Source organism: Pseudoalteromonas sp. SWYJZ98, from assembly GCF_015864495.1.
GTDB lineage: Bacteria > Pseudomonadota > Gammaproteobacteria > Enterobacterales > Alteromonadaceae > Pseudoalteromonas > Pseudoalteromonas distincta.
On record NZ_JADYXA010000006.1, the window covers coordinates 1 to 22,303 of the forward strand.

16 protein-coding genes, 10 tRNA genes and 1 other RNA gene are annotated in these 22,303 nt (G+C 39.8%); 24 read left to right on the plus strand and 3 right to left on the minus strand.

All coding sequences use genetic code 11. The features are described from left to right. Nucleotides 1-147: 147 nt before the first annotated feature. Nucleotides 148-2,925 carry a hybrid sensor histidine kinase/response regulator gene (locus tag I6F10_RS06315; RefSeq protein ID WP_165743347.1) on the minus strand — a complete coding sequence of 926 codons (2,778 nt, stop codon included), beginning with the start codon at nucleotides 2,923-2,925 and terminating at the stop codon, nucleotides 148-150. 331 nt (nucleotides 2,926-3,256) lie between these two features. Here I6F10_RS06315 and I6F10_RS06320 point away from each other — a divergent pair. The 13 genes from I6F10_RS06320 (at nucleotide 3,257) to I6F10_RS06380 (ending at nucleotide 10,920) form a co-directional block, all read left to right on the plus strand. Continuing rightward, nucleotides 3,257-3,332, plus strand: a tRNA-Phe gene (locus tag I6F10_RS06320). An 83-nt stretch (nucleotides 3,333-3,415) separates the two neighbouring features. Continuing rightward, a tRNA-Thr gene (locus I6F10_RS06325) sits at nucleotides 3,416-3,491 on the plus strand. Nucleotides 3,492-3,542: 51 nt separating this feature from the next. After that, nucleotides 3,543-3,618, plus strand: a tRNA-Phe gene (locus I6F10_RS06330). Between the two features lie 57 nt (nucleotides 3,619-3,675). Then, nucleotides 3,676-3,751 (plus strand) — tRNA-Thr (locus tag I6F10_RS06335). 51 nt (nucleotides 3,752-3,802) lie between these two features. Next, nucleotides 3,803-3,878 (plus strand) — tRNA-Phe (locus I6F10_RS06340). 57 nt (nucleotides 3,879-3,935) lie between these two features. Beyond that, nucleotides 3,936-4,011, plus strand: a tRNA-Thr gene (locus tag I6F10_RS06345). Nucleotides 4,012-4,062: 51 nt separating this feature from the next. Then, a tRNA-Phe gene (locus tag I6F10_RS06350) sits at nucleotides 4,063-4,138 on the plus strand. A 57-nt stretch (nucleotides 4,139-4,195) separates the two neighbouring features. Next, nucleotides 4,196-4,271 (plus strand) — tRNA-Thr (locus I6F10_RS06355). 132 nt (nucleotides 4,272-4,403) lie between these two features. Next, nucleotides 4,404-4,479, plus strand: a tRNA-Phe gene (locus I6F10_RS06360). Between the two features lie 102 nt (nucleotides 4,480-4,581). Continuing rightward, nucleotides 4,582-4,657, plus strand: a tRNA-Thr gene (locus I6F10_RS06365). Between the two features lie 461 nt (nucleotides 4,658-5,118). Beyond that, entirely contained in the window at nucleotides 5,119-6,534 is a 1,416-nt protein-coding gene (locus I6F10_RS06370; RefSeq protein WP_165743345.1) for a TolC family protein, read from the plus strand. After that, on the plus strand, nucleotides 6,524-7,840 hold the full coding sequence (locus I6F10_RS06375) for an efflux RND transporter periplasmic adaptor subunit (protein WP_165743342.1): 1,317 nt from the start codon (nucleotides 6,524-6,526) through the stop codon (nucleotides 7,838-7,840). The genes I6F10_RS06370 and I6F10_RS06375 overlap by 11 nt, the downstream gene beginning before the upstream one ends. Beyond that, nucleotides 7,837-10,920, plus strand: coding sequence for an efflux RND transporter permease subunit (locus I6F10_RS06380; protein WP_197098635.1), 3,084 nt, complete (start codon nucleotides 7,837-7,839; stop codon nucleotides 10,918-10,920). Before I6F10_RS06375 ends, I6F10_RS06380 begins: the two co-directional genes overlap by 4 nt. A 135-nt stretch (nucleotides 10,921-11,055) precedes the next feature. Here the strand turns inward: I6F10_RS06380 and ssrS are convergent. After that, a non-coding RNA gene (gene ssrS, locus I6F10_RS06385) (6S RNA) lies at nucleotides 11,056-11,238 on the minus strand. Between the two features lie 193 nt (nucleotides 11,239-11,431). On the opposite strand from ssrS, the gene I6F10_RS06390 reads away from it, so the two are divergent. The 5 genes from I6F10_RS06390 to I6F10_RS06410 all read left to right on the plus strand — a co-directional run bounded on the left by I6F10_RS06390 (nucleotide 11,432) and on the right by I6F10_RS06410 (nucleotide 17,811). Continuing rightward, nucleotides 11,432-11,995, plus strand: coding sequence for a UPF0149 family protein (locus I6F10_RS06390; protein WP_002962745.1), 564 nt, complete (start codon nucleotides 11,432-11,434; stop codon nucleotides 11,993-11,995). 28 nt (nucleotides 11,996-12,023) lie between these two features. Next, entirely contained in the window at nucleotides 12,024-13,346 is a 1,323-nt protein-coding gene (gene pepP / locus I6F10_RS06395) for a Xaa-Pro aminopeptidase (protein WP_165743340.1), read from the plus strand. A gap of 15 nt (nucleotides 13,347-13,361) precedes the next feature. Then, on the plus strand, nucleotides 13,362-14,549 hold the full coding sequence (gene ubiH, locus I6F10_RS06400) for a 2-octaprenyl-6-methoxyphenyl hydroxylase (protein ID WP_197098636.1): 1,188 nt from the start codon (nucleotides 13,362-13,364) through the stop codon (nucleotides 14,547-14,549). After that, entirely contained in the window at nucleotides 14,546-15,712 is a 1,167-nt protein-coding gene (locus tag I6F10_RS06405; protein WP_197098637.1) for an FAD-dependent monooxygenase, read from the plus strand. Before ubiH ends, I6F10_RS06405 begins: the two co-directional genes overlap by 4 nt. 197 nt (nucleotides 15,713-15,909) lie before the next feature. Continuing rightward, nucleotides 15,910-17,811 (plus strand): alpha/beta hydrolase family protein, encoded by a 1,902-nt coding sequence (locus I6F10_RS06410; protein ID WP_024604894.1) that lies wholly within the window; start codon nucleotides 15,910-15,912, stop codon nucleotides 17,809-17,811. A gap of 234 nt (nucleotides 17,812-18,045) precedes the next feature. On the opposite strand, the gene I6F10_RS06415 is transcribed toward I6F10_RS06410, so the two are convergent. Further along, nucleotides 18,046-19,245: an alpha/beta hydrolase-fold protein gene (locus I6F10_RS06415; RefSeq protein WP_197098638.1), complete on the minus strand. Its 1,200-nt coding sequence runs from the start codon at nucleotides 19,243-19,245 to the stop codon at nucleotides 18,046-18,048. Nucleotides 19,246-19,620: 375 nt separating this feature from the next. Here I6F10_RS06415 and rpsF point away from each other — a divergent pair, with 375 nt between their 5' ends. From rpsF to I6F10_RS06445, 6 genes are all read left to right on the plus strand, one after another. Next, complete coding sequence (rpsF, locus tag I6F10_RS06420; RefSeq protein WP_002962750.1) at nucleotides 19,621-19,962, plus strand: 30S ribosomal protein S6; 342 nt, start codon at nucleotides 19,621-19,623, stop codon at nucleotides 19,960-19,962. A 43-nt stretch (nucleotides 19,963-20,005) separates the two neighbouring features. Beyond that, nucleotides 20,006-20,323, plus strand: a complete 318-nt coding sequence (priB, locus tag I6F10_RS06425) for a primosomal replication protein N (protein WP_004588456.1) — start codon at nucleotides 20,006-20,008, stop codon at nucleotides 20,321-20,323. Nucleotides 20,324-20,335: 12 nt separating this feature from the next. Then, complete coding sequence (gene rpsR / locus I6F10_RS06430) at nucleotides 20,336-20,563, plus strand: 30S ribosomal protein S18 (RefSeq protein ID WP_002962753.1); 228 nt, start codon at nucleotides 20,336-20,338, stop codon at nucleotides 20,561-20,563. A 35-nt stretch (nucleotides 20,564-20,598) separates the two neighbouring features. Continuing rightward, on the plus strand, nucleotides 20,599-21,051 hold the full coding sequence (gene rplI, locus I6F10_RS06435; protein ID WP_002962755.1) for a 50S ribosomal protein L9: 453 nt from the start codon (nucleotides 20,599-20,601) through the stop codon (nucleotides 21,049-21,051). A 226-nt stretch (nucleotides 21,052-21,277) separates the two neighbouring features. Continuing rightward, complete coding sequence (locus I6F10_RS06440; RefSeq protein WP_165743332.1) at nucleotides 21,278-21,826, plus strand: RNA polymerase sigma factor; 549 nt, start codon at nucleotides 21,278-21,280, stop codon at nucleotides 21,824-21,826. Next, on the plus strand, nucleotides 21,813-22,295 hold the full coding sequence (locus tag I6F10_RS06445; protein WP_024596807.1) for a hypothetical protein: 483 nt from the start codon (nucleotides 21,813-21,815) through the stop codon (nucleotides 22,293-22,295). Before I6F10_RS06440 ends, I6F10_RS06445 begins: the two co-directional genes overlap by 14 nt. The last annotated feature ends 8 nt before the right edge of the window (nucleotides 22,296-22,303 follow it).

Below are 22,303 nucleotides of genomic sequence, written 5' to 3' on the forward strand. Positions count from 1 at the left end.
GTCTTATTTAAGCTTCCAGCTAGACGAGAGGATAGAAGATATCCCCGATGGGTTAAGCCAAAACCATCTAAGTATCCCCATAAAAAGAAAAATGCCAGTCAGCTTAACTGACTGGCATTAGGCTATTTAGCCCTTTTTTATGTTTATTTATTCATTTAACTCATCTTCTTGCTCAGATATTTTAATTTGTTCCTTTAAAAATTGAGCAGCTTTAGAGTATTCAATTTCCAGCTTATCTCTTAACTCTATTAATTCATCGGTTGTGAGTTCACCTTCTTTACATTTATCTTCAAATGCACTTGAAAGTTCTGCCACCGTTTGGGCACCAATTGTCTTGGAGATCGATTTTAATTGATGACACCCTTCAATAATCTCATTTAAATCGTTAACCATAACGCCGGAATTAATACTCTTAATTAAGCCTTGGCTTTGTTCTAAATACATTTTGAAAAAACGAATTTGCTTAGCGTCATCACCGTTTACATATTTAGCAACAGCTTCCATATCAATAGGTAGTGCCATAGTTTGATGGATAACTACATTTGGGTTTTGGCTTTGTTTATCGCTCCAACGTTTTAGAGTTTCTTCTAACGCGTTCAGCTCTATAGGTTTGGTAATGAAGTCGTTAATACCTACTGCTAAACAGCGTTCTTTTTCGCCTTTAAGTGCGTTTGCTGTTACAGCAATAATGTAAGGTTGTGCATCAATCGATTCTAATAGCTCTGCTTCATTACGGATTTTTTCGACCATATCGTAACCCGACATTTTAGGCATGTGTAAGTCGGTTAAAATAAGTGAGTAATCACCTTTTCTCCACATATCTAGGCCTTCTTCACCGTTGTTCGCTATTTCAACGCCAAAGCCCAGTATATGTAGTTGATTGGTGAGGACTTGTTGGTTTAGAAGGTTATCTTCAACAAGTAAAACCAATTTGTTTGAATTACGTGCCTGCTCAACATTTAAATAGTTATTAAGTGTTTTGGTTTTTTTAATTTGCTTAGGTGTATGTAACCCTGCAGCCACCAATATAGAAAGCATAAAGTTAGATTTACATAGAGGAGAAGCATTAATATAAAAAATGTTTTTATGATTTATAGCTGCTTCATCAAGCTTACTTAGTACTACAACTTGTTGGTTATAATCCTCTAATGAATAAAATAAACGTCTAAGCAGCGCATTAGTTTTATCCATATTGTCTATGCCATCAGCCACCCAAATAATATCTTGTGAATGCTGGTGCTCTTCAATTTCTTCTTCTGTGTGTGCATAAATTATTTTAGCGCCCATGAACGATAAATAACGGTACATTGTTTTTTCACGTTCTAGGTGATTACTAACTACAACAATTTTCTTGCCATTTAATGCACCTTTATGTGCGTACTTAATTTTACCCGATGTGCTAAAGGGCAGCTCTACTGTAAACTCACTGCCAATTCCCGTATGACTAGTTACATGAATAGTACCTAACATAAGCTCAGTTAAGCTTTTACAAATAGAAAGACCTAAACCGGTGCCACCATATTCTCGGGTAATTGAGTTTTCGGCTTGAATAAATGGATTAAATATTTCGCGAAGTTGCGCCTGCGACATGCCTTTACCGTTATCAGTTACGCAAAAGCGTAAGGTAAAGTGATCAGTCGTATTATGAACCACCTCTACTGATATTTTTACATGGCCTTGGGTTTTTTCATCAGTGCTAGTGAATTTAATTGCGTTGCTACATAGGTTATAAAGCACCTGACGTACACGCACACTATCACCGGTAAGGTTGATTGGAATATCTGGTGCTATTGCTAGCTCTAAATCAAGCTCACGTTTTTTAGCAACTGATGAGAGTACTCGAGCAACTTCTTCAATGGTATCGGTTACCGAAAATGGGATCGGGTCAATATTTAGCTTTCCAGCCTCAATTTTAGAAAAATCTAAGATATCATCCAAAATGCTCAATAACGAAAATGCTGATTCACGAATAATTGTACTTAAACGATGTTGAGCGCCATCAAGTTCGGTCTGGCGCAGTAAATCAATAGTGCCTATAACACCATTCATCGGTGTTCTTATTTCGTGGCTCATTGTGGCTAAAAAGGTCGTTTTGGTTTCGCTTGCTCGCTCTGCTTTTAATGTGGCTTGCTCAAGCGCTATAGTACGATTTTGCACTTCGGCTTCTAGGCCATTTTGTAATTTATAAAGCTCTTTTTGTGCGGCGTCATTCTCACTCATCGCAGTCTGTACTTTTTGTAGTAGTAAGTTAATGTTTTTTGCCACTACACCTAAACCAATATCAAGCTGCTCATCAACACTACTATTGTAATTAGCATTTTCGGTGATTGCCTGCAGCTCTTGTGTAAGAGTGTCAGTACTTTTTCGTAAGCGACTATTAATGTACATATTAAACATTAAAGTAAATATAAATAATGCAGCTACGCTTGCTATAGCAATAATGTAGGCAATAACTTGAGAGTTTTGAGCGCTTAAAGGAGCGGTTGCTAGGTTTTGCTTAATAATAAGCTCGCCAATAGGTTGATCGTTTAACAGCAGTAAGTGGTGTAGGATGCCTTCTTCTACTAGATGCTTTTCAGTTTTAATTGAAGCGATAGCAGGTTTACTACTGCTATATACCAATTGAGTACCTGATGTTGGATTGAAGCGATATAGAGTATATTCAAAGTCATCATCTAATAACGACGTTAAATCAAGTAACTGCCTTACTTTACCTTGACCATACATAGTTAATGCATCAACCATAGGTAAGTCTAATCTATCGGCAAGCGTTACAATATTAACAGATGATGCAGGTTGGGCTGTCTTAACTTCAGTTTGTGAATAAAATGAGTGGGCAATAATAGCAAGCGCTGTTACTGCAATATTTATGATTAAAAAAAGAGGTAATAAGCCTTTGACTGGCGATGAAAATTTACTCTGCATTGATTGTTTCCAATTGATGTGATTTTACTACGATAAGTCCCTATCGTACGTATCTAAGCTAATCGTAACATTTACAAAAAATAATTCACTACTGTTTTAGTCTGATTTATTTATATTTATAGTTCGACTTGTGGTAAAAATGAACGTTATTAATAAAAAATGCACTGAGTTGCCTGAAAACCGTTCAAACAGTTATAAAGAATAAAAAAAAAGTTGACTTGTAAGGGCAAAACTCGTTTAATACGCCGCACGCCCAGATAGCTCAGTCGTTAGAGACAAGCGGGGGTTGCATTAAAAATCATTTAAGATTTTTAATTAGCACTGTTTAAGTGCCTCGATAGCTCAGTTGGTAGAGCAGAGGATTGAAAATCCTCGTGTCCCTGGTTCGATTCCGGGTCGAGGCACCATTTATTAAAGTAGTGGTGTTTAATCAACAGTTTAATCAACAGTTTAAACATTGTTACACGTGCCTTAGCACACAGTTTTGTGTGCCGACTTAGCTCAGCTGGTAGAGCAACTGACTTGTAATCAGTAGGTCAACCGTTCGACTCGGTTAGTCGGCACCATTTATATAAAGTTAATTGTAAAGTATCACAATTAATTAGCACAGTTTATGTGCCTCGATAGCTCAGTCGGTAGAGCAGAGGATTGAAAATCCTCGTGTCCGTGGTTCGATTCCGCGTCGAGGCACCATTTACTTTAAGTTCTCAATCTTTAAAATTGAACGTGCCTTAGCACACAGTTTTGTGTGCCGACTTAGCTCAGCTGGTAGAGCAACTGACTTGTAATCAGTAGGTCAACCGTTCGACTCGGTTAGTCGGCACCATTTATATAAAGTTAATTGTAAAGTATCACAATTAATTAGCACAGTTTATGTGCCTCGATAGCTCAGTCGGTAGAGCAGAGGATTGAAAATCCTCGTGTCCGTGGTTCGATTCCGCGTCGAGGCACCATTTACTTTAAGTTCTCAATCTTTAAAATTGAACGTGCCTTAGCACACAGTTTTGTGTGCCGACTTAGCTCAGCTGGTAGAGCAACTGACTTGTAATCAGTAGGTCAACCGTTCGACTCGGTTAGTCGGCACCATTTATATAAAGTTAATTGTAAAGTATCACAATTAATTAGCACAGTTTATGTGCCTCGATAGCTCAGTCGGTAGAGCAGAGGATTGAAAATCCTCGTGTCCGTGGTTCGATTCCGCGTCGAGGCACCATTTACTTTAAGTTCTCAATCTTTAAAATTGAACGTGCCTTAGCACACAGTTTTGTGTGCCGACTTAGCTCAGCTGGTAGAGCAACTGACTTGTAATCAGTAGGTCAACCGTTCGACTCGGTTAGTCGGCACCATTTATTTAAAGTAGTTTGAAAAGAAAAACTGTAATCGGTAGTCTGTTCAAATTACCCGTCGACTCGGTTAGTCGGCACCATTTATTAAGTTAAAGGTTAATTTTATTAATCGGTAACTAGCACAGTTTATGTGCCTCGATAGCTCAGTCGGTAGAGCAGAGGATTGAAAATCCTCGTGTCCGTGGTTCGATTCCGCGTCGAGGCACCATTTATTGAAAAGCCTTGTTTATGCAAGGTTTTTTTATTTTAAGTGCTTTATAAAAGTTCTCAATCTTTAAAATTGAACGTGCCTTAGCACACAGTTTTGTGTGCCGACTTAGCTCAGCTGGTAGAGCAACTGACTTGTAATCAGTAGGTCAACCGTTCGACTCGGTTAGTCGGCACCATTTATTTTAGGTAACTTGAAGCAACTGACTTGTAATCAGTAGTCTGTATAAGTTACCCGATCGACTTTGTTAGTCGGCACCATTTATTTAAAAGCCTCGCTTATAGCGAGGCTTTTTTGTTTTCAACTTGAGAATTAAAAATACCCATAGTTAAGAGCAAAGCAACTGACTTGTAATCAGTAGTCTATATAAGTTACCTGCTCGAGTCGGTTAGTCGGCACACTTATTTAAAGCCTCGCTTATAGCGGGGCTTTTTTGTTTTTGTATAGTTAATCTCTTAAACACATTACAAAAAGTTAATTTTAGTATTAAAAATTGCTGATCATTTACTCATTTTTACCGTATAACTGGCTATTATGTTAATTCATCGCTAGCTATGTAATGTTATGTAAAGTAAGTTGAGCAAAATTTGCCAAAGTGCTTGAATTACGTTCATAAATAGCAGTAATTTAGGTTTAATTATGATCTGGCAATGCAAGCCAACCCTACTGGCAATTAGTGTGATGCTGCTGAGCGGCTGTGCGAGTGATTTAAACTCGTCGCAGCGCATGCGAGCACCTAATAATATGCCTCAGCAATGGCAGCAAGAAGCATCAAGCTCAGTATTAAAAGTACAAGAGCAATGGCTTACACAATTACAAAATCCTACGCTTAATAAATTTGTACAACAAGCACTTAAAAATAACCAACAGCTTTTGCAAACGAGTTATGATGTTGAAATTCAAAAGCAGCAACTTATAGTCTCGGGCGCTGCACTTTGGCCAAGCCTCGATTTATCAACACGTACAAGCCGTAGTAAAGACAACCGCCCTGTAAGTTACGACAACGCAAGCTCAGCTAGTTTAAACTTAACTTACGAGGTTGATTTATGGGGTAAGCTCTCTGACGCCAAGCGCGAAGCTAATCTTAACTATTTAGCTCAGCAGGCACGCTTTGAGCAAGCTAAACAGCAACTTGTTGCTGATGTGGTAACAGGTTGGTTTGATGTGGTTACGGCGCAGCAATTACTGGATTTATTTAAACGTCGCGAAGCCAACTCACAACAAAATCTCGATATTATTGAAGCTGGCTATCGCCAAGGCATAAACGAAGCGCTCGATGTGTATTTAGCGCGTAATGAGCTTAATAATGAACGCTCTCGCATTGCCACTCAAACAGCGAGTTTATCGGCATCAGCACGTGTACTTGAGCGTTTACTTGGTGAATACCCAAAAGGCGCTATTACTGCTAGTAGTGACTTACCTGTTATTAATACCGATATTCCTCTAGGATTACCTTCTGAACTTATAACGCGAAAACCTACTCTACGTGCAAGTTGGTATGAGCTTTTAGCAGCCGACGCATCATTGGCATATGCGCACAAACAACGCTTTCCAAGTTTAGATTTAACAGCTTCATTAAGTGATAGTACAGACAGAGTAAGCGACTTGTTTTCTCCATCAAGCCTTGCATGGTCTTTGTTAGGTAGTATTTCAGCGCCACTTTTTGAAGGTGGGCGCTTAAAAGCCAACGAAGAAATAGCGCGTCTTAACACTCAAAAGCAAGAGCAGCTTTATTTGCAAACGCTTTATGACGCATTTGGTGATGTTGAAAATGCAATTTCGCAGCAGCACTCCCTTAAAGCGCAATACAGCAGTACTCTTGAAGCGCAAGAAAACGCACTTGCTGCAGAGCAATTGTCGTTTGAGCAGTATCAAAGTGGCTTGGTAACTTACACGACAGTGCTTGATGCCCAAGATCGCTCTTTCGATGCGCAAAGCTCCTTAATCGATATTAAAAACCAATTAATAGCCAATAGAATTAACTTACACATTGCCCTTGGTGGTGATTTTGCAAAGCCCTCAAGTGAACTAAAGAGCAATAACGATGAAAACTAAAACAGCAAAAATTATTATTCCAGCGGTGGTTATAGTTGCCACTATTTTAATTGTTATGTTTATTAAAAATAACACGCCTGAGGCTAAACGCTTTGGGACACCTCCTAAGGCATCAATAAGTGTGGCTGCGCTTGAGCTAAAACCACAAAATTATCAAGTGATGATAGACAGCTACGGTACTGTAAAACCACGTACACAAAGCTTGTTAGTGGCTCAGGCATCAGGACAAATAATTGAAGTAAGTGATGACTTTAGAGAAGGCGGTTTTTTTGAAAAAGGCGATGTACTTTTAAAACTAGACGACAGAGATCATCAGGCTGAAGTTAAATCTGCTCAAGCCAATTTATTAACCGCAGAGCAAGGTTTGCTAGAAGAGAAGGCGCGTGGGCAACAAGCTATTACCGATTGGAAGCGCCTTGGCGGCTCAAATCAGGCAAGCAGCTTAGTACTACGTGAGCCACAACTAGCAGCCGCTGAAGCTGAGGTTTTATCGGCGCAGGCAGCACTTGAAAAAGCGATGCTTGATTTAGAGCGCACTAAAGTAACGGCACCATATGCGGGGCGTATACTCAGCCGCAGTGTTGATTTAGGGCAAGTTGTTACTAACAACACACAGCTAGCCACCATTTACGCAATCGATAGCGTTGAGATTCGCCTACCAATTAAAAATAAAGATCTCCCATTTGTAAATTTACCAGAGCAGTATCGCGATGGTGCTAAAAACCAAGCGGGTTCAATTGTTAAATTTACTTCTGACTTAGTAGGTGAGCAAACGTGGCAAGGGCAATTAGCACGCACAGAAGGTGCTATAGATGAAGGCGCACAGCAGCTTTATGTAGTTGCTAAAATTAATGACCCGTATAAAGCAACAGCAAATAACCAGTACCCAATAAAAATTGGGCAGTATATAAAAGCGCAAATTACCGGCAGAACAGTATCTAACGCACTTATAATTCCTAACAGTACAATTTATCAAGGAACGTACGTTTACATTGTTGAAGGTGGCGTACTTAAGCGCAAAGACATCACACTAGCTTGGCAAAATGCGACTCAGACGATGATAAAAACCGGTTTAAACGCAAATGATAAACTTGTTATTACTCCACTTGGCCAAGTAAGTTCAGGAACTCAAGTAAGTATTTTAGGTGAACAAAGCGCAGATCAACCTAAAAGCCGTGGAGCGAATGGGCAAGGTAAAGGAAAGCGCCCTACAGCTGAGCAACTTGAACAAAAAGCAAAAGAGCTTGGTATTAGTGTTGAAGAGTTAAAAAAACGCCGTCCAGCAAAGCAAGGAGATAAGCCATGATAGCTTGGTTTGCCAAAAACCATGTTGCTGCTAACTTATTGCTAGTAACGTTGCTGCTGTCGGGGCTTTTTAGTTTATCGACTAAAATACCGCTTGAAGTATTCCCTTCATTCGAAACCGACATGATAAGCGTGAACGTAAGTTTGCGCGGCTCAACACCAGAGGATGTAGAGCAAGGCGTAACAATTCGTATAGAAGAAGCCGTACAAGATTTAGAAGGTATTAAGCAAATATTTAGCCGCTCTTCTGAAGGCTCAGGCTCTGTAACAATAGAAGTTGAAACGGGCTACGACCCGCGTGAGCTTTTAGCTGATATTAAAAGTCGTGTAGATGCAATTAATACCTTTCCAGCTGATGCTGAAAAGCCAATAGTCGCGCTTGCGGAACGAATTCGCGAAGTTATCGCGGTTACCGTATCAAGTGATTACGGCGAAAAAGAAACCCGTGAATACGCAGAAACAGTACGCGATCAAATTCTACGTTTACCAAATGTGACGCAGGTAGAGCTAAGTGGTGTTCGTGATTACGAAATTGCCATTGAAGTAAGCCAAGACGTTCTTCGCCAGTACGATTTAAGCCTTGCACAAATATCGAGTGCCATTGCTAATTCAAGCTCTGATATTTCTGCTGGTAACTTAAAAACTGAAGGTGGGGACGTACTTATAAGCTCTAAAGGGCAAGCATATCGTAAAGATGAATTTGCCAATATTGTTGTTAAAAACCAAGCTGACGGCACGATTATTCGTTTAGGCGATATTGCAATAATTAAAGACGATTTTGAAGAAACCCCAGTACGTACTCGCTTTAATGGTAAGCAGGCTGCATTTATCGACGTATATCGAATTGGTCCACAAAGTGCGATTACTGTTGCTGACGAAGTTAAAAATTACATAAAAGAGCAACAAAGCTCCCTTCCACAAGGATTTGAACTAAGTTACTGGGATGATGATTCGGAGCTGGTTAAAAGTCGAATTGCCACACTAACGACCAATGCCCTACAAGGCGGTATTTTAGTACTTGCTTTACTTACTTTGTTTTTACGCCCTGCAATTGCATTTTGGGTATTTATTGGTATTCCGGTTTCGTTTATGGGCGCGTTTATAGCGATGCCTATTTTTGGCGTAACGCTTAATATTATGAGCTTATTTGGCTTTATATTAGTACTTGGGATTGTTGTTGATGACGCCATAGTTACTGGCGAAAATGTCTATACCCATTTAAAAACAGCTAAGTCGGGGGAGCAAGCTGCAATTTTAGGTACTCAAGAAGTCGCAACACCAGTAACATTTGGTGTATTAACTACCGTTGCCGCCTTTCTACCTTTGGCCTTTATTGAAGGGGCGCGCGGTGCTTTGTTTGCACAAATACCGGTAGTGGTTATTCCGGTATTATTGTTTTCATTGATTGAATCTAAATTTGTACTACCCGCACATTTAAAATATATAAAACTACGCCACGAAAAAGGCGAACCTTCAAAGTTTGATGTTATTCAACAGCGTTTTGCAGATGGATTTGAAAACGCGATTTTAAAATACTACCAACCAACTTTAAATTTAGCACTGCGCCATAAATTGGCTTCGGTAAGTTTGTTTGTTGGTGTGTTTATAATAATTTTAACTATGATCACTAGTGGTTGGACTAAGTTTGTATTTTTCCCGCGTATACCAAGCGAAACAGTCCGCGTTAACTTAACACTACCAACAGGTACGCCGTTTGAAGTCACTAATAAATACGTAATTGATATGTCGCAAAAGGCGCAGCAATTACAAGAAAAATACCGCGACCCAGATACAGGTGAAAGCGTTATTTTAAATATATTAGCCACAACAGGTGGGCGCGGTGGTGTATCTAATTCAGGTTCTGTACGCTTTGAAATAACACCGGCTGAAAAGCGTGAATCAGACATAGGATCAAGAGAGCTTGCCAGCGAATGGCGCGATTTAATTGGTGTCATTCCAGGCGTTGAAAGCTTAACGTTTAGAGCTGAAATTGGCCGAAGTTCTGACCCAATTGATGTTCAGCTTAGCGGGACTTCGTTGACTATTTTACAAGACGTGGCTGATCACATTAAAACCCGTTTATCGACCTACCCAACGGTATTTGATATTGCAGATAGCATGTCTGATGGTAAAGAAGAGTTACAAATAGAGCTTACGCAGCAGGGCTTAGCGCTGGGCTTAAATAGAGTCAATGTTGCAGGCCAAGTGCGTAACTCGTTCTTTGGCTCGCAAGTCCAACGTATTCAGCGCGGGCGTGATGATGTACGTGTAATGGTTCGCTTGCCTATAGACGAGCGCCGCTCAGTTGCCGATTTACAAAATATACTCATCAATACACCTACTGGTGGTTCGGTGCCGTTATCGCATGTTGCAACTCTTACCGCAGGGCAAAGCCCGTCAACTATTAACCGAATAGACCGCTACCGTACTTTAAATGTAACAGCGGATATCGAAAAAAATAACACCAATATGACCATACTCCAGGCTGACTTAACGGAGTATTTAGATGAATTAATGCAGCAATATCCTGGAGTAGATTACAAACTAGAAGGTGAGGCTAAAGAGCAGCGAGAGTCGTTTGGCTCATTGGCTTGGGCACTTGTGTTTGTATTTTTCATAATTTATGCGCTATTAGCGATACCGCTTAAGTCTTACTTACAGCCAATTATAGTAATGAGTGTAATTCCATTTGGCATGATAGGTGCTGTAGTCGGGCATTGGATTATGGGCATGGATTTAACCATTATGAGCTTGCTTGGTATGCTCGCCTTAACTGGGGTGGTAGTAAATGACTCCCTTGTACTAGTTGATTTTATCAATAAAAAGCGCAGTGAAGGCGGCAAATTACTAGATGCAGTTAAACTTGCCGGTGCATCGCGTTTTCGCCCTGTAATGCTAACAAGTTTAACGACCTTTATTGGCTTAATGCCGTTATTATTTGAAAAAGCAACTCAGGCGCAGTTTTTAATACCTATGGCGGTAAGTTTAGGGTTTGGGATTATTTTTGCGACCTTTATTACTTTATTGTTAGTGCCAATAAACTACATGATGATGGAGCGCTTTCAAGGTTGGTTTAAGTAAATAGGCGTAAGCATTTAAAATTTAGCTGTAAGTAAGAAATTGCTTGCAGCTTTTTTTGCCAAAAATTATAAAATAAAGTACGAAGGTATAACAAAAAAATGAATAAGTAATAAGAGGGAGTATAAAAATAAGAAGGTGTTCCCCAAGATACGGTACCCGGTTTCAGTCCTGAAACCAGAAGGTTTCAGGGCGGAAATCTGCGGTTTACCGTAGGCTTCTCGGTACATGCCGAGCTTGCACAATAGTAGACGAACAGAAATCCTGGTATAAAATTTATCGGCTCAGGGACTTAACCAAGCTCCGGTACCCCAGGGAACAATTTAAGTATATAAGACATAATCCAATCCTTAAACCCTAAACGTAAAAAATTAAACCGTTCGCTTAGTTTTCCCGCACCTTTAACTCGTCATTTACTTTATCGCATGGTTTTTGAGCTTGATCATACAATTAATTGGAGTTGCTTTTTATCGAGTGGTAGCATTGCCTTAACTTGCAAAGCGAAGATTCGATTATGAACGATTTACCCGATTACGAAAAAGCTCAACTGCTTTTAGAAAAAAACGAAATATTTGTATCACCTGCCGAAGCGCATGGTGTAATTAGTGGTTTACTTGCGTGTGGTTTAACCATTGACGACAAAGAATACTTAGGCCTTTTGAGCGATGTGTTTAACGATGGTGAATCATTTAGTAACGATTTAAAGCAGTTTTTTGGCACTATTTATAAGCAAGTAGTTGCGAGCTTTAATGATGACGAATTTCAGTTTGATTTATTTTTACCAAACGATGACGAAACACTCATCGATCAGGCTAATGGCCTCGTATCATGGGTAGCAGGCTTTATGCTTGGTTTTGGCTTAAAGCAAAAAGATTACGGTAAACTATCGAGCGATGTTAAAGAGGTTATTACTGACTTTAGCGAAATCACTCGCCTAGATACCACTTTTGAAGAAACCGAAGAAGACAGCCAAGCGCTGCACGAAGTGATTGAATATGTGCGCGTATCAGCACTACTTTGTTTTGCAGAGCTTGGTAAAGAGCAAAACACGCAAAGTACTAAAAAAACACTTCATTAGTTTAAAAAGTTAAACGGGTTGGTTGATAATGGTTGAAGTACAAAAGTCAGAATTTAAAGCACGCCGTGAGCGTTTACTTGCGCAAATGGATAAAAATAGCGTTGCTATTATTCCCGCTGCGAGCGAAGTGACGCGTAGCCGCGATACCGAATATGCATTTAGACAAGATAGCGACTTTTTTTATTTAACAGGCTTTAACGAACCCGACGCTGTACTTGTACTATGTAACAACAGCGATGCACCTAGTACTTTATTTTGCCTAGATAAAGACAAGCTTGCAGAAATTTGGCATGGCCGCAGAGTCGGCTTTGATAAAGCTAAAAGCGACTACTTGTTTGATGAAGCTTACCCGCTAAGTGAATTAAACGATAAGCTACTGACTATACTAACTGAAAAAGATGCAATTTATTTTGCACAAGGTGCTTATCCTTCATTTGATACTAAAGTGTTTACGTTACTAGGTACACTTCGAAGTGGTGCGCGAAAAGGCCTCAAAGCACCGAGTACTTTAAAAGAAATACGCGGCCTTATTCATGAAATGCGTTTGTTTAAATCGCCAAGCGAAGTAAATATTATGCGAGAAGGCTGTGAAATTAGTGCGCGAGGGCACATGCGCGCTATGCGTTTTTCACACCCCGGAGCTACTGAATTTCAGCTAGAGGCTGAGCTACATCATCATTATGCCATGAATGGTGCGCCGCACCCTGCATACGGCACAATTGTTGGCAGTGGCGATAACGCCAATATTTTACATTACACGCAAAATAGCGATGTATTAAAAAATGGCGACCTGGTACTTATAGACTCCGGTTGTGAACTACAAGGTTACGCCGCCGATATCACCCGTACTTTTCCAGTAAATGGTCAATTTAGCGAAGAGCAAGCCGCGCTTTACAATATTGTACTTAAAGCGCAAGAAGTTGCCTTTGATGAAGTGAAACCAGGTGGTTACATGTCGCATGCTAATAAATTAGCAATGGAAGTAATGACTCAAGGTTTACTTGATTTAGGTATTTTAACCGGCGACTTTGATGAGCTAATGGCAAAAGGTGCATGTAAAGAATATTACATGCACGGGCTTGGGCATTGGCTTGGTTTAGATGTACATGATGTTGGCGATTACAAAGTAAATAACGTTGAGCGTGCATTTGAGCAGGGTATGGTACTCACCATAGAGCCTGGGCTTTATATCAGCGAAGACTCAAGCGCACCGCAAAAATACAAAGGCATTGGTATTCGTATCGAAGATAACTTGCTAGTTACCGAAACCGGCCATGAAAACTTGACCCTAAGCGTACCTAAAAAAATTAGCGATATAGAAGCACTTATGCAAAGTGCTAAAAACGTATAAAGCTCGGAGAGTAAAGTGGCTAAGCAGTTTGATGTAGTTGTTATTGGTGGTGGCTTAGCGGGAGCAAGCTGCGCGTTAAGTGTGGCTAAAACTAATCCCGCGTTAAATATTGCCGTTGTAGAAGCTAATCAAGTTACCGGCGACTACCACCCAAGCTTTGACGACAGAAGCATTGCACTTGCTCAGCAATCGGTAGAGTATTTACAAAGCCTCAATTTATTTGAACAAAATGCCCCTTACACCGCCGCAATAAAAAAAGTGAGCGTGTCTGATCGAAGCCACTTTGGCAAAGCGCATATTAATTGCGACGAATTTGCTAAGCCTTCACTTGGTTACGTAGTAGAAGTTAACCCTTTTGGCCGAGCGCTCCACCTGCGTTTAACGCAATCAAATATTACGCTTTTGTGCCCCGATAGCGTAATTGCCATTGAGCAAACTCTGCATAGCAATACACTCACCCTGCAAAGCGGCGAGCAATTAAACGCAGCGCTATTGGTTATTGCTGATGGTTCACAATCACCCACACGTAATTTACTTGGGCTTGGTTTTAATACCCAGCCTTATGAACAAGGCGCAATTATTGCTAATGTAGAAGTGGCTGGTGGGCATAATAATCATGCCTTTGAGCGCTTTACACAAAGCGGGCCTATGGCGTTATTACCTATGAGCAATAACCGTTATTCGTTGGTGTGGTGTATGAGCCAAGATCAGGTTGAACAGCACATGGCACTTAATGAACAAGACTTTATAAGTGCCCTACAAAGTGCGTTTGGTTATCGCGGTGGTCAATTTACTAAAGTAGGCATGCGCACGAGTTACCCGCTCGTTTACGGGCAAGTCGAGTCTTTGACTGCGCACCGTACAGTGGTCATTGGTAATGCTGCACATGCTATTCATCCTATTGCAGGACAAGGTTTTAATTTAGGCCTTCGCGACGTGCAAGTACTTAGTAATTTAATAGCAAACAGCCAACACGGTTTAGGCAGCTATGCGTTTACACGTGAATATTCTAAAAAGCGCAGTGATGATATAAAAACCGTAATGAGCTTAACCGATGCACTTGTTAGGCTTTTTTCAAACTCATCGCGAGTGCTCGCATTGGGGCGCAGTATTGGGTTGTTTTCGATGGATTTATTTCCCGCATTAAAAGCGCCATTAGCCAAACAGTTAATGGGGCAAGTTAAACAAGGTAGGCGTTTATGAAGCAAGCACAGGTTTGTATTGTAGGTGGTGGCTGCGTAGGGCTAACACTAGCACTTGGATTGGCAAAAGCCGATATAAGCGTCGTTGTACTCGACGGCGCACCAACACAAGTGTTGCCAACTGACGAATATGGTTTGCGTGTAAGTGCGCTAAGCATTGCAAGTCAAACCTTGCTTGAGCAATTAAATGTATGGCCAGAAATTATCGCACAGCGAGCGTGCGCTTATACGCATATGGACGTACGTGATGCCGACAGTTTTGGCAAAATAGCATTTAATAATGAACAACTTGAGCTTGAGCATTTAGGCCACATTGTTGAAAACGACATTATCCGCTACGCGCTTATAAAAGAGCTAGAGCAACAAAGCAGCGCAACACTAATGTTTGATACGCAGTATCAGCAAATACATCAAAGCGAATCAGATGTATTTATAACGCTTAAAAGCGGCGAGCCAATTATTGCAAAACTGCTGGTGGCCGCTGATGGGGCAAACTCAGCTATACGTAAACAATTTAATATGGCGCTTAGCTTTAAAGATTACGATCACCATGCGCTAGTTGCGACTGTTAAAACTAAAGAGCCGCACGCAAATACCGCACGCCAAGTGTTTTTACCAACCGGGCCGCTGGCATTTTTACCACTGAGCGATGCAAATACCCATTCAATAGTATGGTCTACCAGCCCAAACCACTGCGATGAGCTGCTTGCAATGGACGACAGCAGCTTTAATAAAGCCGTAATGGCAGCCATAGATGGCCAATGCGGGCTATGTGAAGTGCAAAGTGCGCGCGCAGCTTTCCCACTTAAAATGCGATACGCTCAGCAATGGGTTTCAGGCAAAGTGGTACTCATTGGCGATGCTGCACATACAATCCATCCACTTGCAGGGCTTGGGATGAACCTAGGCCTAAAAGACGCCGCTTATTTAATTGAGCTTTTAACAAGTAATAATAAAGAATTTGCAAGCACGCGCACACTTCGCGATTACGAACGTACCCGTAAGCTCGATGCGCAAAAGCACATAGCCATGATGCAAGGGCTAAAAGAGTTATTTGAAGGTGCAAACCCGGTTAAAAAACTTATTCGCGGAGTAGGGCTCTCACTCATTGATAATTTAGGCCCAATAAAACACCTGTTCGCCAAAGAGGCGATAGGGAAGTGATGTAGGTTGAGTGAAACAAAACTCCACGAGAAAAGCGGTTAGTTATTCGCTTTTAATAAAAAACCGATGTTTAATTTAAGCATCGGTTTTTTATTAAAATAAATTAAGTACTTACTTTGTATGTTTTTTCGGTAAACTTTGTTATTTTTACATTAAATATAATAAAAAGTTTTTACTAAATTTTAAGGAAGAAATAAATGTTAAAAATAACACTCTTATTTTTTTTATTAACTGCGTCTGTAGTTCATGCAAAAGATAAACCGTGGGAGTCTTACGCTAAACTTCCAATGGTAGAGCAACCACAAATATCGCCAAATGGAGAAATGATAGCAACACTTTATAATACTGCTGAAGGCCCTACTATCAGTTTAGCTAAATTTCCTAGTATCGAATTCAATATATTAGCAAGTCTCAAAAAAGATAAAGACAGAGTCGACTTTATTCGTTGGTCAGGTAATAAATATATCATTGTTTCTGCTAGTTACCCTGAATATGTCAATGGTCAATACATGAGAGTTTCAAGGTTATATTCGATCAATGTTGAAACCAATGAAAGTAAAATGCTAACTACGCGACGTTTTTCTGAATATAAGTGGTATAGATATCAGAGTTTCAGACTCGTTTCCTCACTTAAAAATGAGCCAGATTTCGCGCTAGTGTCAACGTTTGATGAAAAAGATAAAGCTTATTCTGTTTTTAAAGTTGAATTAGGTGATTCTAGTTTTGATAAAATTCAGAGGAATAAAGAAAATATTGGAAGTTGGTATGCAGACCCTAAGGGAGTTTTACGCCTGGGGATCGCAATTGATAAAAAAGATGATAAGTTTATTGCTTCAATATGGTATCGAGCAAAGAAAGATGAAGCATTAAAAATGATTCATACCCATATTTTGGGTGAAGATAGTACTTTCTCCATCCAAGGCCTTAATGAAGATGGTACAAAAGCTTACGTCCTTTCTGATCGTGTATTAAACAGACAAGCTTTATGGTCATATGATATCGAGTCAGGGGAGTTTGAAGAGCTTGTTTATAGCAATGATAAATACGATATAAATAATGCAATCGTTAATAGTGAGGGCGATTTTATAGGGGTTGGCTACTATGATGATTTCTACAAGAGCCATTATTTTTCAGAGGTAGACGGTAAGCAAGAGCTTATGGTTGCTAATTTATTTGGTGATAAGCAAGCTAGTATTGTTAGCCGTAGTAAAGATAGAACACGAATTCTTGTAAATGTAATAAGTGATTCAGTCAGCCCTACTTATTATTATTTTGATTTAAACACAAAGAAGGGCGGCGCTTGGCTATCTAAATTTCCTTATTTAGCACGTAATAAATTTGTACCAGTGCAAAACTATAGCTTTAAAGCGAGCGATGGAGCTGAAATCTCAGGCTATTTTACAAAACCAGAAGGAATTAAAACTCCGCCGCTAATTGTAATGCCTCACGGAGGACCGCATAGTCGAGACTACAAATACTTTAATCGAGAGCTTCAATATTTAGTTAGTTTAGGTTATGCGGTATTGCAAGTGAACTTCAGGGGCTCAGAAGGTTTTGGTAGTGCTTTTGAAACTGATGGTTATTATCAGTGGGGTAAACGTATGCAACAAGATGTATATGATGCAATGGATTGGGCTACTAGAACAGGATTAACATCAAAAAATAATGCATGTATTTATGGCGCAAGTTATGGTGGTTATGTTGCATTAACAGCTGCATGGCAAGAGCCCGAACGCTTTAAATGCATTATTAGTATTTCTGGAATATCGGATCTAAAAGGGTTAGTTGAAGATGAAGAGCGACAAGATGCCTACCTAGGTAATATTGTTGATATGACTGATAGTAAAGCCGTTGATGCATTATCTGAGGTTTCGGCAATCAATATGATTAACCGAATTAAAGCCCCAATTTTGCTTATCCATGGGACAAAAGATACGAGAGTCGACTATCGACAATCAAAATATTTTTATGATAAAGCAAAGCGAAACCTAGATATAAAGTATGTTGAAATTGATGACGGAACACACTTTTTTGATGATCCAGAAAGCTTAAAAGTACAATACAAAGAGGTTACTGAGTTTCTTAAAAAGCATTTGTAAGTAAATCAAATGGGCTTTTTTATTCAAAACCGATGTTTAGTTTAAACATCGGTTTTTGTTTTATGGTGGTTTTAAATATATTAAAAGCTGCGCTTTTCACGCGAGCAAGCTCAGCGTCTACGTGTAAAGTTTAACACTGAGCTTAATTTTACCTGTAGGCGTTTAGCTTGCTGACGCGACGAGCGTAGCTCGTAATTACTATTGTTAGCTAAAAAGCGCTTTGCGTTAAATCAGTTACAAATTCTTTTGTGCTTCATTCACCATATCTTTGAGTGCATCAATTAACATTGGATCTCGCGAGTTTTGCTTAGCAAGTTCTAATGCGTATTTCATACTGGTGACGGCCTCTTTGAACTGCTTATTTGCAGTATAGCCTTGCGATAAACGCATGTGAGAATAGGCTGCATTTGGGTAATGGGTAGTAAAGTGTTTAAGCGTGGTAATAGCTTTAGCTGTGTTACCAAATTTTTGCTGGCTATGAGCAAATTCTACGTATACATCTTGTGGAATTTTAAGCTCAAACCCGTACTTATCACTCAGTGCTTTGTAATAACCTGTAATGAGCGATACATCAGCAAATCTTCCGTGCTCGTCAGTAACGCTAAAAATTAGGTCGCCAAATAAGTTAATTAGGCTATCGCTAAGGGCTGGTAGTATGGTGCCCATATGGCTAAAAGTAGGGTAATGCTTATATTCCCATTTTAGCTGTGTGGGCATTTGTTGCTCTAAATTTACAAAAGTATTTAATACACCTGTATAAAAGCGTGACCCTTCACTTGCTACACTAATAAATAACGATTGACCGCCTTTAGGATTTTTAGTGTATTTTATAATATTATTTTTTAATTCTTCATCACTCCACCAACTGTTTGGGCTTATAGCTATATAGTTATTAAATAACTCAGGCTGATTAACTAAAGTATAAAGCGCTAAAGTACCTGCATTAGAGTGGCCAATTAAGGTGTTGTAGCCGTTAGTTGAGTAATTACTGTTTATGTAAGGCATGAGTTCATCAGACACAAACTTTAAAAACTTGTCTGTTTGCCCAGCATCAGGCCATTTATTTTTTACAAAGGTTTGAAACTCAGTTTTAGGCTCACCATCTACTTTAGGTAAGTAATCGCGAACACGGTTAGTTGTATCAATACCAACGAGCATTGCGTTAGGTATCTGCTCGTAATCAACAAGGGATTTAATAACACCAGACGCCGTATGAAAGTGCTCAACACCATCAAGTAAATAAATAACATAAAGCGGCTGATCGTCTTTTACAGTGTCAGGTATGAAAATTTTAATGGGTCTGTCTTCGTTAAGTATTTTTGATTGTAGAATGACTTTTTTACCAACGGTTATGTCGGTTGTATTGGTTTTTGCGTGGCTTAAAAATGGTGTACTAAAAGTAAGTATTAATACAAGCGATAGTAAGAGCTTCATAAATATCCTTATTTACTAATGTATTGCTTAATAATTGCACGGCTTTAAGTTTGAGTAAATACTTATATTTTGAGGCAGGTGTTAGACTTAAGTAATTAAAAGCTGCGCTTTTTACGCGCGCAAGCTTGGCGTATATGATAAATATTAAACTACGAGTTTAGCTTTTCCTTTAGGCCTAAGGCTTGCTAACGGGATGAGCGAAGCTCGCAATAATTGCCTTTAAACTCTTATCTATAAAAGCTTAAAAAACCTGCTTGCTTAATTATCCGTCTAAGCGTAAAATGCGCGCTCATTTCGGCTTTTAAACTATTAATTCCTTGCCTTAAACCGACCGGCCGAAACGGTAGAAGGCTCTATTAACCGTAAGGAATATCCATGCGTCATTACGAAATCGTATTCATGGTTCACCCTGATCAGAGTGAGCAAGTAACTGGTATGATCGAACGTTATACTGGTTCTATCACTGAAGCTGGTGGTACTATCCACCGTCTTGAAGACTGGGGCCGCCGTCAACTGGCTTACCCAATCAACAAGCTTCATAAAGCTCATTATGTTCTTATGAACGTTGAAGCACCTACTGAAGTAATCAGCGAGCTAGAAACTACTTTCCGCTACAACGATGCAGTGCTTCGTAACTTAGTTATGCGTACTAAAAATGCTGTAACTGAAGCGTCTCCTCTTGCAAGAGAAGAGAAGAAAGAAGCACCAGCTGCTTAATTGTTTTGAGTCCTAGCATGGCATGTAGTCAGCAGTTATTATAATGGTTAGCCCATATATGAATCAGCTGGTTATATCTGGGGTAGTTTGTAAAACTCCCAAGTTTAGCCAAAGCCCTGCTGGCATCCCGCATTGTATTTTTGTTGTAGAACATAAATCGATGCAAACCGAAGCAGACCTTAACCGTAATAGTTATGTGAGGCTTCAGGTAGTTGCCAGTGGAAAGCAAATGCAACAACAGACTCAACATTTGCACGTTGGGCAGGCATTGCAAGTGAGTGGTTTTTTAAATCGCCACGAAGGTCGTAACGGCCTTAGCCAATTGGTTTTGCATGCTCAGCATATAGAAAGAATTATTTGAGGAATTAATCTCATGGCACGTTATTTCAGACGTCGTAAGTTCTGCCGCTTTAAAGCGGAAGGCGTACAACAAATCGATTACAAAGATCTAGCTACTCTTAGAAACTATGTTACAGAAAGTGGCAAAATCGTACCTAGCCGTATCACAGGTACTAGCGCTAAATACCAGCGCCAGCTAGCAACTGCTATTAAGCGTGCTCGCTACTTAGCCCTTCTTCCATACACTGACTTACATAAGTAAGCAGCGGATTAACAGTTTTTAAAAGGTGTAGAAACATGCAAGTTATTCTACTAGATAAGATCGCTAACCTAGGTAGCCTAGGTGAACAGGTTGTAGTTAAATCTGGTTTCGCACGTAACTTCCTTTTCCCGCAAGGTAAGGCAGTTCCTGCGACTAAAGCTAACATTGAAACGTTTGACGCTCGTCGTGCAGAACTTGAAGCGAAAATCGCTGAACAGTTAGTTGCTGCACAAGCACGCGCTGAAAAACTAGAAGCATTAGCAGAAGTTACATTAGTATCTAAAGCTGGTGACGAAGGTAAGTTATTCGGTTCAATCGGTACTCGTGACATCGCTGACGCTATCTCAGCTGTTGGTGTTGAAGTTGCTAAGTCAGAAGTTCGTTTGCCTCTAGGTACTATCCGTGAGACTGGTGAATTTGACGTATCAATTTCAGTTCACTCAGACGTAACGGCTACTATCAAAGTAATCGTAATCGCTGAAGCTTAATTTTTAATTAAGCTAAAAAAGCCGTGCTATTAGCACGGCTTTTTTGTGCCTATAATTTGGCTAACTTCATTAGTTGAGGGCACAATTTAATACAACCTCGTATAATCCCCTTTTTATTCAATTATTTTTTCATTCCTTTTAAACCTTTTCGAACTGTCATTACGTCTAACTTATCAATACACTTAAATAGCAACTCAACAATAATAATTAAAAGGCGGCATCACGGATGTTACACGTTAAACCCGAACCAACGCCTTTGTGCGAAGCTGCACTCATTGAGCGAGTTAAATCGGGTGATCAAGGCGCATACACAACGCTTTATGAGTTACATATAAAACGAGTATACGGTTTATGTTTACGTTTATTAGCAGACCAAGCACACGCCGAAGACGCCGCCCAGGAGGTATTTGTAAAGGTATGGCATAAAATAGCATTGTTTGATGGGCGTTCGCAGTTCTCTACTTGGCTATATAGTGTTGCCAGTAATGTAGCGATAAGTTACCTGCGCAAGCAAAAAAACTGGTTACAAAAAGTAGTAAGTATTGAACACAGCGGTATGGATGAGCAATCAGCTAACGACTGCAAAGGCTTAAATGGCCTCGATAAGTTAATAGTAAGGCTTCCTGAGCGCGCACGTATGGTATTTGTATTATTTGCTATTGAAGGTTACAGGCACGAGGAAATCGCGGAGCAATTAGGTATGGCTGTTGGTTCAAGTAAGTCACAATATCATCGTGCTAGGCAGTTATTACAAGAGTGGTATGAAAATGAGTAAACCAAACTTTAACGACTACTTAAACAAGTCATTAAACACGCTTGATAAAGAAATTACGCCACAAAAAGATTTATGGGCGGGGATTGAGCGAGCAATTGTTAATAATAAGCAGAACCCAAACAGCACTATTATTTGGCCAAAACTAACGGCAATAGCAGCGTGTACTGTGGCTGCTTTAATTGCTGTTAATATATTTGTTATAGCACCTGAGCCACAGCCCGTAGTGGCTATAAGTGATTACTTTTCGGCTCAAAAAAATAGTTTGTTAGTTGAATACGAAAATAAAGAAGCATTAACCACTAACTGGCAAACGCAACTACAAGAGCTTGAAGAAGCTGAGCAAGCCATAAAGCAAGCTCTTGAAAACGAACCACAAAACCAAGCGCTACTGACAATGTTAGCGCAAATATATCAACAACAACTTGATTTAATTAACAAGGTGCACGCGCCACGTTGGCAGCACATTTAGGAGTATGA